This window comes from Methylopila sp. 73B, from assembly GCF_000526315.1.
GTDB lineage: Bacteria > Pseudomonadota > Alphaproteobacteria > Rhizobiales > Methylopilaceae > Methylopila.
This window is the reverse complement of sequence record NZ_JAFV01000001.1, coordinates 2,127,502-2,141,282: the sequence shown is the minus strand read 5'-3', so window position 1 is coordinate 2,141,282 and position 13,781 is coordinate 2,127,502. Positions and strand designations below refer to the sequence as shown.

9 protein-coding genes and 5 pseudogenes are annotated in these 13,781 nt (G+C 66.8%); 3 read left to right on the top strand and 11 right to left on the bottom strand.

Going from position 1 to position 13,781, the window contains the following annotated elements:
- Positions 1-230: 230 nt before the first annotated feature.
- Positions 231-1,064, bottom strand: a pseudogene (locus K244_RS0110395) (IS3 family transposase); the annotation flags it as partial.
- On the bottom strand, positions 1,025-1,375 hold the full coding sequence (locus tag K244_RS0110390; protein WP_020186200.1) for a transposase: 351 nt from the start codon (positions 1,373-1,375) through the stop codon (positions 1,025-1,027). The gene K244_RS0110390 and the pseudogene K244_RS0110395, both read right to left, overlap by 40 nt.
- Before the next feature lie 79 nt (positions 1,376-1,454).
- Between K244_RS0110390 and K244_RS23090 the strand changes: the two are divergent.
- A pseudogene (locus K244_RS23090) lies at positions 1,455-1,799 on the top strand (haloacid dehalogenase); the annotation flags it as partial.
- 82 nt (positions 1,800-1,881) lie between these two features.
- Here the strand turns inward: K244_RS23090 and K244_RS0110380 are convergent.
- From K244_RS0110380 to K244_RS0110360, 5 genes are all read right to left on the bottom strand, one after another.
- Complete coding sequence (locus tag K244_RS0110380) at positions 1,882-2,736, bottom strand: TonB family protein (RefSeq protein ID WP_020186198.1); 855 nt, start codon at positions 2,734-2,736, stop codon at positions 1,882-1,884.
- The gene (locus K244_RS0110375; protein ID WP_020186197.1) at positions 2,733-3,338 is read right to left on the bottom strand and encodes a biliverdin-producing heme oxygenase; all 606 of its coding nucleotides are present in this window, start codon (positions 3,336-3,338) and stop codon (positions 2,733-2,735) included. Before K244_RS0110375 ends, K244_RS0110380 begins: the two co-directional genes overlap by 4 nt.
- 73 nt (positions 3,339-3,411) lie before the next feature.
- On the bottom strand, positions 3,412-5,964 hold the full coding sequence (locus K244_RS0110370) for a TonB-dependent receptor (protein WP_081761463.1): 2,553 nt from the start codon (positions 5,962-5,964) through the stop codon (positions 3,412-3,414).
- Positions 5,965-6,105: 141 nt separating this feature from the next.
- Positions 6,106-7,077: a FecR domain-containing protein gene (locus K244_RS0110365; RefSeq protein ID WP_020186195.1), complete on the bottom strand. Its 972-nt coding sequence runs from the start codon at positions 7,075-7,077 to the stop codon at positions 6,106-6,108.
- Positions 7,078-7,171: 94 nt separating this feature from the next.
- Positions 7,172-7,690 carry an RNA polymerase sigma factor gene (locus tag K244_RS0110360; protein ID WP_020186194.1) on the bottom strand — a complete coding sequence of 173 codons (519 nt, stop codon included), beginning with the start codon at positions 7,688-7,690 and terminating at the stop codon, positions 7,172-7,174.
- 256 nt (positions 7,691-7,946) lie between these two features.
- Between K244_RS0110360 and K244_RS23910 the strand changes: the two are divergent.
- A pseudogene (locus K244_RS23910) lies at positions 7,947-8,096 on the top strand (integrase core domain-containing protein); the annotation flags it as partial.
- Between the two features lie 143 nt (positions 8,097-8,239).
- Here K244_RS23910 and K244_RS0110355 read toward each other — a convergent pair.
- Positions 8,240-8,959: pseudogene (locus tag K244_RS0110355) on the bottom strand (Ldh family oxidoreductase); the annotation flags it as partial.
- 224 nt (positions 8,960-9,183) lie between these two features.
- Here K244_RS0110355 and K244_RS0110345 point away from each other — a divergent pair.
- A pseudogene (locus K244_RS0110345) lies at positions 9,184-9,447 on the top strand (integrase core domain-containing protein); the annotation flags it as partial.
- 787 nt (positions 9,448-10,234) lie between these two features.
- Here the strand turns inward: K244_RS0110345 and fhuF are convergent.
- Genes fhuF through K244_RS23560 form a run of 3 tightly spaced genes read right to left on the bottom strand, consistent with a single transcriptional unit; the run spans position 10,235 to position 13,774 of the window.
- Positions 10,235-10,966: a siderophore-iron reductase FhuF gene (gene fhuF, locus K244_RS22660; protein WP_197027154.1), complete on the bottom strand. Its 732-nt coding sequence runs from the start codon at positions 10,964-10,966 to the stop codon at positions 10,235-10,237.
- Positions 10,963-12,942, bottom strand: a complete 1,980-nt coding sequence (gene fhuB, locus K244_RS0110335; protein WP_024816427.1) for a Fe(3+)-hydroxamate ABC transporter permease FhuB — start codon at positions 12,940-12,942, stop codon at positions 10,963-10,965. The genes fhuF and fhuB overlap by 4 nt, the downstream gene beginning before the upstream one ends.
- A complete protein-coding gene (locus K244_RS23560; RefSeq protein ID WP_020186188.1) occupies positions 12,935-13,774 on the bottom strand; it encodes an ABC transporter substrate-binding protein in 840 nt (279 codons plus the stop codon). Before K244_RS23560 ends, fhuB begins: the two co-directional genes overlap by 8 nt.
- Positions 13,775-13,781: the final 7 nt, after the last annotated feature.

The following is a 13,781-nucleotide window of genomic DNA, read 5'->3' as shown; positions in this document are numbered from 1 at the left end:
ACGATATGTCGATCAGTTTTGCGCCGAAGCATGGCGATGAAGAACGCGCCCCGACGATGCCGGTCACAATCCCAATCGGCATGTCGTCAGGCGCGATCACCGTTCGCGAGACGATGTCGGCCAGCACGAGGAACAACGATCTCAGCCGCGCGCTGGCGCGCAAGATGAGACGGTTGTCGCCGCCAAGGATCAGGCAAGCCATGGAGTGGGCCCCTCAAGCCGGACTGCGGTCAGACTCCGGTTTGGACCGTCTGCCGGGCGTGGTGATCCTCGAACTGGCGCGGGCTGAGGTAGCCGAGCGCCGAGTGAAGCCTCTTGGCGTTGTAGACGTCGTCGATGAAGGCCGGAAGGCTTTCGGCGACGTCGGCGAAGGTCTCGTAGGCCATTGGGTAGACCGCCTCGGCCTTGAGCGTTTTCATGAAGCTCTCCGCTTTGGCGTTGTCGTAAGGTTTGCCGCGCTGGCCCATCGAGCCGACCAGGCCATGAGCGGCCAGCACGTCGTGGTAGACTTGACTGGCGTATTGCGAGCCTCGGTCCGAGTGGTGGATGCAGCCTGCGGGCGGACGCCGGCGCTCGATCGCCACCTCCAGCGCCGCGACGGTCAGGCGGGAGTCGATCGAGCGGCTGATGGCGTAGCCGACGACGGCTCGCGACCAGGCGTCGAGGGCGACCGCCAAGTAGATGAACCGGCCGACCACCGGAACGTAGGTGATGTCCGCGACCCAAAGCTGGTTCGGCCCGGTCATAGCGACGTCCTGGGCGCGGTTCGGGAAGATCGGACTGTCATGGCGGCTGTCCGTGGTCACGACAGTGCGACGCCGGCGCTTCGGCTGCAGCCCGTGCTCGCGCATCAGCCGCCGAACCTTCTTGTTCACGATCAAGCCCTGCTGACGCAGCGCCGCCTGGACGCGCCGCCAGCCGTAGGCTTCGAACGCATCGGAAATTGCAATCATCGCCTCCACCAGTGGGGTGTCGTCCAATACCCGGCGGGGCTCATCGTAGTAGGTCGATCGCGCGATCTCCATCAGCCGGCATCCTTCGGAGACGGAGAGACCGCGGGGCCGATGATCACGGACGTAGGCGCGCTTCTCGGCCGCGCTCCGCTTTGAAGAGCCCCTTTTAAAAACTCGAGTTCGAGCGCCTGCCGACTGACAAGCCGCTCCAACGCGGCGATCCGCGCCTCATACTCCTGGATCCGATCCGCGGCCTCCGCGTCCTCATCGAACGCGCCGGCTTCAAACTTCTGCACCCACAAACGGATGAGGTTGCGCGACAGATCATGCCGCTTCGCAAGGCCATGCAGCGTCTCGCCGGAGATGAACTCCTGCGCGACCTGGCGCTTGAACGCGAAGCTGTGGGATCGATGACGTGTCATGGGCCCTCATCCTCTGAAAGCCCAGTCCACGGTCAATTCCCATAGCGCGACCCGTCCACCCCGAAGGGCCCACTCCAGAATTGACCAGCTCGAGGCCAATGTACAGCCTGACCAGGAGGCTTCGATCGTAGAGCGTCTGAAGACTGAGGGCAGAGCGGTCGCTATGGCCGGCGACGGAGTGAACGACGCGCCGGTGGTTACCAGCGCCGATGTGCGTATCGCCATGGGCTCGGGAGTCGATGTGGCGATCGAGAGCGCCGGCGTGACGCTGCTCAGGGACCTGACCGGCGTCGTCAAAGCGCGCCGCCTCTCTGAGGCAACCATGGCGGATATCCGCCAGAGCCTCGTCTTCGCCTTCATCTACAACGCCGCGGGCGTGTCGATCAGAACTGGCGTGCTCTATCCTGTCTTCGGTCTCGTTCTCTGACCGTTATCGCGGCAACTACGATGACACTGTCTTCGGCAAGCATTAGAATTACTTTAAATCAAGATCTAAAGTAGAATAATTACCGTCGGTCGAACTTGACGGGGGCGGTGATGGTGCGGTTTGCCCCTTGGGGCGGCGGAGGGAGCGGAGAGGCGCGGCGGACGAGGGCGAGGACCTCGGCGTCGAGCTCCGCAAAGCCCGACGAGCGGGCGAGCGCGGCGGAGAGCACCGCGCCGCTGTCGTTGATCGTGAAGCGCACATAGGCCACGCCCCGGCTCTGGGCTCCGGACGGGTAGCGCTTGCGCCGCTCCAGATGCGCCATCAGCCGCGCCTGCCAGGTGGAGGCGGCGGCCGAGATGCCGACGGAGCTGCGGCTCGCCGCGGTGCGGTGCGATTGGGGGACCTGCGCCTGGGCCTGCACGGCGCTCCGGGACTGCGCCTGGGCCTGCTGCGGCATCGGCCGCTCACGGGTGTCGCGCCGGGGCCGCGGCCGGCGGGCCTCGCGGACCGGCGTCGGCGGCGCCGGCCGTGCGCGCGGCCGGGGCCCGGCGACCTCGGCGGCGGCCACCTCCTCCAGCGGCGGCTCGTCCGTCTCCATGGGTTCAGGTTCGATCATTTCCGCGCTCTCCTGCTGGGCCTCCTCCACCGGCTCGGCCTCGGCTGGGGCGGAGGCCTCGGCCGCCGCCGCGTCGGCGGAGATGTCGGTCGTCTCCGTGTTCGCCGCCTCGGGTTCGGGGGCAAGGTCGATCATCACCGCCGGCGGCGGGGCCCCGTCGGCGGGCTGGGCCGGCGGCTGGCGCAACAGCCACGCCGCCACGCCGACATGCAGCGCCAGCACGGCGAGCCCCGCCGCCGGCCACCGCGCCAGCTCCGCGCGGGCGAGCGGACGCGCGCGTGGGGCAAGAAGCGCTTCCGCCGTGGCCTCCCCGTTCATCCGAGGATTTGTCGTGCGAGCTCCTGGACCCGTGCGAACGCCGCCTCCGCTCCCGCAACCACGCCCGCCTCTTCCGCCTCGGACAGCGCCGCTCCATCGAGCGCAGCGACGAACGTGCGCCAGCGGAGGCCACGCCCCACCAGCGCCCCGGCCAAATGGCGCGCACCGAATGTCTCCGACAGCCCACGCGCCGCAGCTGCCTTCAGCAGAAAGGCGGCGCCAAGGTTGGAGCCCTCGGCCACGTAGAGCGAGCCAAGAGCGGCCGGCTCGTCGAACTCGACGTCCGGCGCGAAGGCCGGGGCTGCGGCGTCCGGAGCGGCGCCGACGCCAAGGTCGGCCATGTCCTGCTCGATCAGGCCCAGCCTGCGGCCGCCGGCGAGATCCGGCAGCAGGGCCCCGAGGGCGGGATCTGCGTAAAGGGCGTCGATGTCGCGTTGGACGCTGCGCTGAAGAGCGAGGAATTGGACGTCGCGGTCCCGGCTTTCGAACGGCTGCCCGGCCATGATCGCGCGGTCCAACGTCTCGTGGGCCGCCTCCGTCGCTGCCTTCAGCCGGCGCGCGCGGGTCGCGGCGACGGGCGCATCGGTGATAGCGTTGGTCATCTAGATCCCAGGAAGAACAGGCGAAGGCCGATCCCGCGCGGCTTGATCCCGCGCGCGATCAAGCGCCGCAAAGTCAGAACGATGCAGTGACGCCGAGTCGGAAGGTCCGCCCCGGAGCCGGCATGGCGGTCGTGTTCAGCGCGTCCATGTAAAATCGATCCGTCACGTTCTCGAGGCTGGCGTTCATGCTGACGTGGTCGTTGACCTTGTAAGATCCGAAGAGATCGAAGACGGCGTATTCGTTCCACGTCACCGACCGCAGGCCTGCCGCTGGACCTCCTTTGCGCTCGTCGACGTAAGTCATGCGTCCGCCGACGACGATCCGCTCTTCCAAAAAGCGGGCCCCCAGCGTCAGGCTCACCATGCTCTCGGGGGGCATGTTGAAGACCGCGTAGTCTTGGCTGTAGGAGCCGCCTTCGCATTCAGTGGGTCTGGCGTAGGCCGGGCAGCCGAAGTCCGCTTTCGTATAGTGCGTGTAGGCGAAGTTGGCGAAGGCCCTCCCCATGTCGTAATTCAGCTGAATTTCGACACCCTCGAATTTAGCCTTCGAGATATTGTCCGTGATCCAGCTGCCCAAGGAGTAATTCAGGGACCTGACTATGTAGTTTTTATAGGTATTATTGAAGTATGCGGCCTTAAAGGACAGCTTATCGTCCTCGAAAAGCGTGTCATTGCGCAAGGCGTTGACGCCGACTTCCCAGTTCTGAGCCTCTTCAGGCTTCAGGTTCGGATTGACGAAAGTCACGAACGGGTTCGACAATTCGCGAATGCTCGGCGGGCGGTACCCTTCCGCGTACTTCGCGAAGATCTGCAGACCCTTCCACGGCTCGACCGTCACGCTGGCGCCGGGCAAGGTTTTGGCGCCGTCTCCCCGCACCCCGAAGACCGGCTCGAAAGTCCCAGGCGTAAAGGAGTTTCCAAGCGCGTCGCCCTTCATGTCGTAGCGGACATGCTGCAGATCGGCGCCGACGGTGAGCCAATGCGTCGGCTTGTAGGTCAGGTTGGTGAAGAGGCTGCTGATTTTGCGCGTCCCATCCACGCCTATGATCACCTCTCCGTCGGCGGGATCCGTATCCTCGGCCGCGTATGAGGCGCCGTAGCGCCAGCTCAGTTCGCCCCATGCGCCGGTGAAGAGCGAGGAGTTGTTGAAGTCGACGCCCCAGGTCTGCGTCTTGATGAACGATCGGCTGAACCCGCTGCCCGCGGCGAGATACTGCGTCTCGTCCGCGTTAGCGGACCAGGCGTTGAGCTTGAAATTGATGAGATTGGACGCCGGATCGTAGGCGTAATTGGCTACGAAGCGATTGCTCGTCACGCTGTTCAGCGGCTTCTGCTTCTGCCGGTCGGACGTGGCGCCGACGTCGCTCAGCCACATCTCGCCGTACTCGCTGTCGTAGTAGCCGTAGCTCACGTCGAGACGGTGCTCGTCGTTGAACACCGCGCCTTTCACCAGGGCTGATTGCGTGTCGAACGAGGTGTTCGGAACCTCGTCACCCCGGCTGAAGGCTTCAGCCAGATCTTTCGAGCCCCGGCCGCCGGAGACTGGGGTGAACGACCCCGCCTCGCCCTTCGAGCCGGCGGAGTAGTTGCCGGCTTTGCGACGGCCGTAGGCCGCCAGGACCTCGAAATGATCCCCCTTCGCGGCGCCCGCGATGTTGCCGTAGCCGCTTTCGAAATCGAACAGGTCCCCACGGCCGCTCCTTTGGCCAGTGGCTAGGACGTCGGGGGACATGGCATTGTCGGCGACGCCGCCTTTGATGCGCACGCCGTAGAATTGGCCGTCTCGGAGAACATCCGCCGCGCCGATCGTGCGCATGTCAACCACACCGCCGTTGAAACCTGCGCCTAGGGCGCCCGACGAAGGCCCCTTTGCTATCGAGACGCCGCCCAGGAAGTCCGGATCGACATAGGTGCGGTTATCAACCCCCATGTAGCCGCGATAGGTTGAGAAGGTCTGCTGAGCTCCATCGACCGCCATATTCACGCGGTTCATGCCCTGCATGCCCCGAATATTGACGTTAATCGAAGATCCATTGTGCCCGCTTGCGGAGATCACGCCGGGTGTCGTCTTGAAAATGTCGCTGCCGCGACCAGTCGCGACCCTTTCGATCTGCTCGGAGGAGATATAGGCGCTCGACCCGGACGTCTCGAACGGCGCGTCGGCCATCGCGGTGGCGCCTCCGGCGGTCACGTTGATCGTGTCGAGCACCAGCGAGCCGTTCTCTGGCGGCGCGGTCTCGCCGGCGGCACCCCTCCGGGCCAAGGTCACGGTCGTGGGATCCGTGAAGCGGTAGGTGAGACCCGAGGGCCCGAGAAGCCGGACGAGCGCCTGCTCGGCGGTAATCAGGCCCGACACCGCCGGCGAAGTAACGCCCGACGCGCTCGCGGTATCATAGGCGATCTGGAGCCCGGACCGGTCGGCGAGAGCGCGCAGCGAGCGGGTGAGCGGTTGGCTCGGGATATCGAACCCATATGTCGGCACCGTCTGGGCGGAGGCCGACGTCGCCCCTCCCAGGGCGGCGCCTGCCGCCAGCGTCATCGCCGCGCTCATCAGCGCGGACGCCAACCCGTCCACAATGCCGCGACGCCGTGCGACGCGACCTCCAACCGACCCCTGCATGTCCATCGTCCCCAATGTCTTCGACCTTTGGTCGCCGCCGTGGCGAAGGGACGTGCGGGCGGTCTCCCGCGCCCTTCACGTCATAGACGTGCGAGGGGCACCATCACCTAGAGAGGCTGAAGTCGCTTTTTTTGCCACGAGAGGCGATCACGCGATCAGCAGCACCACGCCCGGAATGCGGCGCGTCGAAAGGCCCTGCGTGGCGGCTAGCGCCGCGACGGCCGCGTGCGGCGCACGGAGGGAGAAGATGGCGCTGACCGCGGCGCGGCCGTTCACGTTCGGGGCGAGAAGCACGCGTTCGGGCAGGTAGCGCGCAAGTTCACCCACGGCGTCCGCGAACGGTCGGCCCTCGAAGACCACCCGCCCGCCGCGCCACGCCAGCTCAGTCTCCACGTCGATCGAGACTGGCGTCGTCGGCGTTCCTCCATCCGGCACCTGGGTCCGCCGTCCCGCTTGCACGAGCACGGCGCCGCCCGCGTTCGGGGGCTCGACGCCAGCGACCCGCACTTCGCCGCGGGCGGACGTCACCATCGCTAGGCCTGGTTCCGTCCGGACGGCGAAATCCGCATCGCTCGCGTCCGCCGAGCCGTTGAGCGTCGAGACGCGAAGCATCTGTGCCGCGCCTGCGCGGACCTGAAACATCGCTTCGCCCTTGAGCAGCCGAACGACGCGTCTCTCCGCTTCGAAGTCCAGCGCGAGCGCCGTGTCGGTGTTGAGGAAGACCGCGGAGCCGTCGGACAGACGCGCTTCGCGCTGCTCGCCCGGGGCTGTCCAGAGGTCTGCGGTCCACGACAGGCCGAGGCGTGGGGCCGCCACCGCGGCCGCGCCGGCGAGCGCGAGCGCACCACCCCCCGCCAGGACGGCGCGGCGGCCGACTGAACGCGCCACAGTAGGGACCGCGTGCGGCTCGAGCCTGCCGCCGCCCAGCATTTCCAACTGCCGCCAGAAGGCCGCCTCGCGCGCAAAGGCGCGGCTGTTCTCGGACAATGCGTCCCGCCAGGCGCGGAAGGACGCCATATCGGCCTCGCCCACGTCGCCGGACGTCAGCCGTACCAGCCAATCGCGGGCTTCAAGCGCCGCACGCCGGTCGACAACCTTTCGCGTCTCCGGATCGTTCATGCTGGAGAGGCTCTCTCGCGAAGCTCTGCGGATTTCGACGCGTTCTACAGGATAGACGCGCGAAAGTCGGTTTCGCCTAAAGGGCCGCAAAAATTTACGGCTGAGAGCGCTGATCGCGCATTTCGGCCAAGCGCTCGATGGCGCGGCGAACGTGGTAGTACACTGTTTCCTCCGTCACCCCGAACTCCTCCGCGATGCGCCGGTGCGACACGCCATCGATCCGGTTGCGTAGGAAAATCCGCCGCGTCCTTTCAGGGAGCGCGTGGAGCGCCTCGCGCACGGAGGCGAGGGCGTCCCGATCCAGCGCCAGCCGCTCGGGTGAGATATCGTCGCTCCGCTCCCACAACGTCGCCGCCAGTTCGGCGTCGATCGCCGACCGCCGGCGTCGCTTGCGCTCATGATCGATGATCACGCGGTCCAGGATGCGCTGGATGAACGTCGTGGGATAGGCGACGGGCTTACTTCGCTCCGCATTCTGAAGACGCAGCCACGTCTCCTGCACCAGATCTTCAGCGACATCGTGGTCTCGGGTCCGCGCACGCGCCACGATTTCGAGGCGGGGACGGAGCCGGAGGTAGGCCTCGCCGAGTTTCGTCAGATAGTGCGAACTCACAGCCGTCCACGCCTGTCGCCGAGCGCCTGATGCGCCGCATCACGCGCCAGCCATAGGTCGGGCAAAATATTGCTGCAACCCCAACGGGTTATAACTATTCCAGCCTTGGCTTGACCAAGGGTCTGGCGCGACCCCCTCGTCGGGAGGCGAGCCTTGCGAACTCAACGCTTTGGCGCGAAATCCCCACCGGGGGCGAGGCTCTTCGCCCCGATCGCATCGGCCCCGGAGCGTGTCTTTCGCGTCACAAGCCAGGGCCCACGGCTTTAGGAACTTGCCGGCCGTTCGCTGTATCGTAGAAGCTTGGCGGATCGACTATAACACTGAACGGCCTCACTCGGCCTTGGGTCACTTGACGCCCAAGGCCTTCGCCCACCAAGCTCAACACGCCCGAAAGGTCGCATCCTGACCGGACCAGAGTTTGGGCAAGACTAGGCTAGCGTACGCTTACCGCGCGGGTTGCAATGAGGTACGTAGCTCTGGCGGGACGCCGTGGGCGATTTCGCGTCGCATAGCGACCAACCGCGACCATTCGAGCTGGAAAGGGCGGGATCATAGGGCGGCTGCGAACTCCACGCCGAATCGTTCGCCCGTCTCCACCAACTCTCGCAGCACGGCGCGGTTGATTGAGATGCCGTTCCTGCGGCGATCCTGTAGCTTGAGGTGCTCTCGCTCCCCCGGAAGATAGATTCGCTCGATGCCCGGAGCCTTCTTGCGGCTCACGACGTCCGCGGCCGCCTTCGCCATGCGCGCCTTGTAGACGTCGACGTCCTCTAACGCCGCTATAGGCAGCACTCCAAACAGATGGCCGACATTCTGCGGCTCGGAAAGCCGATCGTACATGTGCGTGACTTCCGACCCAAAATTGGCACCCGACAGCATGCTGCTCAGCAGACCAACCGTCATGGTCAAAGCGGAGCCCTTCGGGCCGCCGATTGGGAGCACGAAGCCTTTCAGCGCCTCCACGGCGTCAGTGGTCGGCGCGCCATCCTGTCCGCTCGCCCAGTCTGCCGGAATCGGCGTCCCGGCCTTTGCCGCCACAATGATTTTGCCGCGCGCCGCGACGCTGCAGGCCATGTCCAGAACGATCGGGAACTCGCCGCCCGTGGGAAAAGCGAAGGAAAAGGGGTTGTTGCCGAGGATCGCCTTGGCCCCGCCCCAGGGCGTCATGTGGTTGATGCCGCCGATAGTTAACGAGATGCCGATCATGTCCCGGCGGGCCGCCATCTCAGTGTAGTAAGCCGCGGCTCCGTAGTGGTTGCTGTTGCGGACCGCGACGAACGCGGGATCGCCGTCGCTTTTCTCACATAGACTATCTCCCGCTCTTCACATGGGCGGGGTCTCCGCGACCGGACGCCCCTGCGCCGTCAGAACTTCCACCTGCCGCAGCTTCGCGACCATCTCTTCAGCCGTATGCCTCTTCCTCGGCATCGTTCAGTCCTCCACATGGCCAAAAGCCATACCTCAGGGAGGACCACTTCTCAGGGGGCAGACCAAAGCCTTATCATCCGTGGACCAACGGCCAGGCCGAGCGGATGGTCCGGACGATCAAGGAGGCGACCGTCCGCGCCTTCCACTACGCCTCGATCGACGATCTGCGACGCCACGTCCGGGACTGGCTGCTTGCCTACAACTACGCCAAGCAGCTCAAGGCGCTTCGCTTCAAAACACCACTCGAGGCTCTCAAAGCCCTCAACGTCGAAAAGCCGGAGCTGTTCATTCGTCAGCCAAGCCATCACATGCTGGGACTAAACACCTAGCATGACAACCGACGGTTTCCTGCTGGTCGGATTCAACCCCGAGAACGTTGTCGTCCGAGGTCAGCAGATGCGACATGCAAGAACCGAGTGTTCTAGGAGCGCTGAACGAGTCCGTTCCTGGATCGCTTGGTCGTTGGCCGACATACCGCGGCGGGCGAGGGCGTGTCCGGCCGTCACACCGGGCACGCCTGCCCGTTGCCTGGCGCCACCAGCTCAACTCGTTGCAAGGCAGGATCATCGTGCTTTGTAATAGTAGCACGAACGTGATCGGCTGGCGTTCGGCGTCACGCCCATGAGGTAGAAGTGAAGAGGCCTCTAGGGTCTCGGCCGTTCGATCGCTACATAGTCAATTTCTTCTTCGACGAGATTGCGCCAAGTGAAGCCATCGAGACCGAGGATACGGCTTGACTTCTTCAAGACGCACACATCGCTTCAATGCCGACTTCTCCAACCGTCCGCTCGTGGTTCAACAGTTGCCGCCGGCAGGCTGGGGTTGATCCGCCACCACTTGAGAATCCGGTGCAGCCGCTGCTTGGCGCGATCGACGAGCTATCGATTGAAGCTAAACACTTCAGCCGCCTTCTGTAGATATTCTGGAACATACCCGGGTTTCTTTGGTGGGGATCTTGCGAACGATTGTCGGCGTGCCCCCGGCGATCGCGGCCGTTGACGATTAGCGATTCGAGCGGTTGCTCCGGGGCTCCGTTAACCCGCAGTCGGCCCGCAAACATCGCTCCCTTGTCGATGCGAACGGTGCTCGGAGCTACGACGGCGTTCAGCCCCAACTTCATCCATCGCCAATCATATCCGCGCTGGTCACGGCGGCCGATGCCTTGGGGCAGGTCGAGCAGAGTGAGAGGCTCGCGATCCTGTCGCGGACGCAGCAAACCCTTCGCCGTCGGCCGCCATCCGGGAGATGATCCACCGGCCGGAACAGGGGGTTAGGGACGCCGCGCCGGGTCCGCTCGGAGAGCAGGGCCTCGGCTTCCATAAGCGCCGGCGTGTTCCCCAACGCGCCTCGGGCGAGCGTCGTGACATAGTCGAAAATATTGCCCGCATTGCTCCAAAGCACACGGCGCGAAAGGCCGGTCGCAGCCGAAAGGCCGTCGACCAGCGGCTCCAGGTGGCCGTAGACGAGAGCGTCGAAGTGTCCTTCCGCGTCGGAAGCGAACGCTTCTCCGGCATCTCGCAGAACGAGGAGCGTCGTGGCGCCGCTCACGGCGCCGACGGCTATGAGGATGTCGTCGAGAGCGACGGGCAACGCCTGGCCATGAACGAAGGCGACCCCAAGCGTCGGCGGGATCACCGTCGCGAAATGCGCCTTCGACCAGAGAGACGAGACCGCGCGTCGATCGGCCCCGTTCCGCGCGGCCACGGCTCGATCGATAAGCTCAGACAGGACCGTCCGGTCCCGCAGATCTACCCCTGCGACGAGGCCCGGCTCCTGCGTCGTGGAGACACGACCCGCGTAGTCAACAAGAGGGCCGACCAGGAGCGAGGCGAGAGGATCCTCGGTCATCGCCGCGCCTGCTGGAGCCATGTGAAGTAGATCCCGCCAATCGCCGTCGCGATCAGGCCCGCGGGGATCTGCCAGGGAAAGACGACGACGCGCCCAAGCCAATCCGCAACGAGAAGAAGAAGGCCGCCGATCGCGCTTGCGGCCATTGTCTCCGCCAGCGGCCGGCGCGCGCCGGCGAACCGCGCGAGATGGGGGGCCACCAGCCCTACGAAGCTCAGAGGCCCTACCAACAGCGTCGCTGCGGCGGTCGCGGCGGCGGCGACCCCAAGCAGGCCGAGCCGGGCCCTGGCAGCCTGGACCCCGAGGGCCTGCGCCGCCGCCCCGCCCATCGGCAGGATCGCGAGCCAGCGGGCGGTCAAAGGCAACGCCAGCGCCAGCGCGACCGCAGCGACGACCGTGGCGGCCGATTGCGCGGGGGTCACCGCGTAGGTGGAGCCGGCGAGCCAAGCGACCAGCGCCGCGCCGCGCGGATCACCGCTTGCGAGGACGAGCGTCGCGCTGGAGCTGAGCAGCGCTGAAAGGGCCGCCCCAATCATCAAGGTCTGAAGCGGGGCGTGCCCGGAGCGCCAGCCGACCGCGAGCGTCGCGAACAGCGCAGCCGCGGCGCCCAAGGTCGCGAGGCCGAGAGCCGCCGAAGGCGAGAGAGGCGGCAGCAGAAATACGGCGAGTATCAGCATGAGCGCCGCTCCGGCGGACACGCCGAGAAGTTCCGGGCTCGCCATGGCGTTCCCCGTCAGCCTTTGCAGCACGACGCCGGCGGCGCCCAATAGGGCTCCGGCGGCGAGCGAGGCCGCTACCCGCGGCGCTCGCCACGGCCACAGGGCGTCGAACAGGCCGCCTGTCGCCCAGACGAAGCCATCCGGCGTCCGTCCAAGCGCGAGCGCCGCCCAGACGACGACGGGCGTCGCCGCGGCGACCAAGACGAGCCGTACACGCGCTCGATCTGGCATCTTCGTCGCTTTCGCGCTCTCCATCTCCGCAGGACCCGCCGCGGCGCGCATGCGCGCGACGAGCCACAGCAGCAGCGGCGCGCCCAGCAGAGCCGTTGCTTCGCCGGTCGGGACCATCCCCCCAGCTGTCGCCAACAACCCCTGGTCGGCGGCGAGCAAAAGGCCCGACCCGATCAGGGCGCTCCACAGCAGCCGGCCGGCCGCCGTTCGAACGCCAGACGCGCGTGCGATCGTCGGCGCCGCCAGCCCAACGAAACCGATCGCGCCGACCGCGCCGGCGACGGAGGCGGCGAGAGCGACGGCGACCGCGATGGCGGCGACCCGCACCAGCGCGAGCGACGCGCCAAGGCCGCGCGCGACGGCGTCGCCGAGCTCCAGCACGGCGAGAGCACGCGCCAGCAATAGAGCCGCCAGAGCGCCGAGTGCAGCCCGCGGCGCAAGGCGGCGCGCGGCGTCCCAATTGTTCTGGGAGAGCGATCCGGCTTGCCAGACGAACAGGTCCGAGAGCGCTTCGAAGTTCCCGATCGCAAGCATGCGGTTCGCCGCCTCGAGCGCGAGCGAAACGACGATTCCCGCAAGCACGACCGCCAGCGGCGCGAACCGCTGGCGCCGTGCGAGAAGCAACACGAGCGCCGCGGCGGTCGCCCCTCCGGCGAGGGCGAGAGGCTCGTATCCGAACACGAGCAGTCCCGGCGCCCACAGCGTGGCTGCGGCCAGCGCAAACCGCGCGCCAGCGAACACGCCGAGCGTTCCGGGTTCAGCCAGCGGGTTTCGCAGCGCCTGCTGCATCAATGCGCCGGCGAGGCCGAGGCCGGCCCCGCACAGCAGCGCGACGGCGATGCGCGGCAGCAGGCTGTGGTGAAACACAATCTCCGTCATAGCCGTCGGTTCCGGCCCGAAGGCGGCGCCGACCCAGCGGCCTGGAGACGCCACGGAGGCGAGGTTGGCGCAGGCGAGCGCGCCGCCCAGAGCCAGCAAGGCAAGAGCCGGAATTAGGACGCGGCGCCCTGCACGGGCGTCAGCCACGCGGCGGGCCGTCGTGGGGAAGCGTCGCAAGCTGCGCCGCGGCCCGGATGGCCGAGGCGAGCCCGCCGTTCGGATGCACAACGGGCATGGCGTGGGTCCGGCCCATGCGCACCATGGGCAACGCCGCCCAGAGCGGGCTGCGTGCAAGCCGCGCCAGCGCGCGGTCGGTCTCCGCCCCTCGATGGAAGTGCACCAGCCTTGCGTCCGGGACGCGCGCCAGATCCTCGATCGCCGCGACCGCCGTTCCGAAGGCGCTCTGCCGCCCTGTCCAGGCGTTCGGCATGCCGAGCCGCTCCGCGACCGCGCCGACCACGCTTCGGCCGCCAAAGATCGCGACGTGGCGGCCATTCTCCATCAGTCGGCAGAGAAAAGTCGGCCGCGTCGCCGCGCCGGTCCGCAGCGCGTCGATCTCAGCTGCCGCATTCGCCACGAGCGCTTCCGCATCGCCATCACGCCCGACGAGGACGCCGAGCCGACGCGTGGTCTCGTTCAGGCGCTCGATCGGCGGTCGGGCCGAGAGATCGCCGATTGCCTCGATAGGCGCGACGCGCGCGAGGGCGCGGCGCGATCCGCCTATCTCCCATGGCGGCAAAACGATCAGGTCCGGCTTCAGGTAGGTCAAGAATTCGAGGTTCGGCTGCTGGATTGGCCCGAGGTCCTCGACCGAGGCCGGAAGTTCCGGTCGTCCGACCAGGCGGCGGTAGAGCGCATTGTCGGCGGCGGCGATCGGCGGCGCGCCGAGCGCGACCAGCGTCTCGGTGAGCTGCAGTTCCAGCGACACCACGCGCGTTGCCCCGGCGCCGCGGGTGGCTGAAACGGAGAAGGCCGCCATTGCTGCG

What these genes read in the sequence shown, in the direction of transcription:
- K244_RS0110390 (WP_020186200.1), bottom strand. Translation starts at nt 1,375, where the DNA reads ATGACACGTCATCGATCCCACAGCTTCGCGTTCAAGCGCCAGGTCGCG.
- K244_RS0110380 (WP_020186198.1), bottom strand. Translation starts at nt 2,736, where the DNA reads ATGAACGGGGAGGCCACGGCGGAAGCGCTTCTTGCCCCACGCGCGCGT.
- K244_RS0110375 (WP_020186197.1), bottom strand. Translation starts at nt 3,338, where the DNA reads ATGACCAACGCTATCACCGATGCGCCCGTCGCCGCGACCCGCGCGCGC.
- K244_RS0110370 (WP_081761463.1), bottom strand. Translation starts at nt 5,964, where the DNA reads ATGGACATGCAGGGGTCGGTTGGAGGTCGCGTCGCACGGCGTCGCGGC.
- K244_RS0110365 (WP_020186195.1), bottom strand. Translation starts at nt 7,077, where the DNA reads ATGAACGATCCGGAGACGCGAAAGGTTGTCGACCGGCGTGCGGCGCTT.
- fhuF (WP_197027154.1), bottom strand. Translation starts at nt 10,966, where the DNA reads ATGACCGAGGATCCTCTCGCCTCGCTCCTGGTCGGCCCTCTTGTTGAC.
- K244_RS23560 (WP_020186188.1), bottom strand. Translation starts at nt 13,774, where the DNA reads ATGGCGGCCTTCTCCGTTTCAGCCACCCGCGGCGCCGGGGCAACGCGC.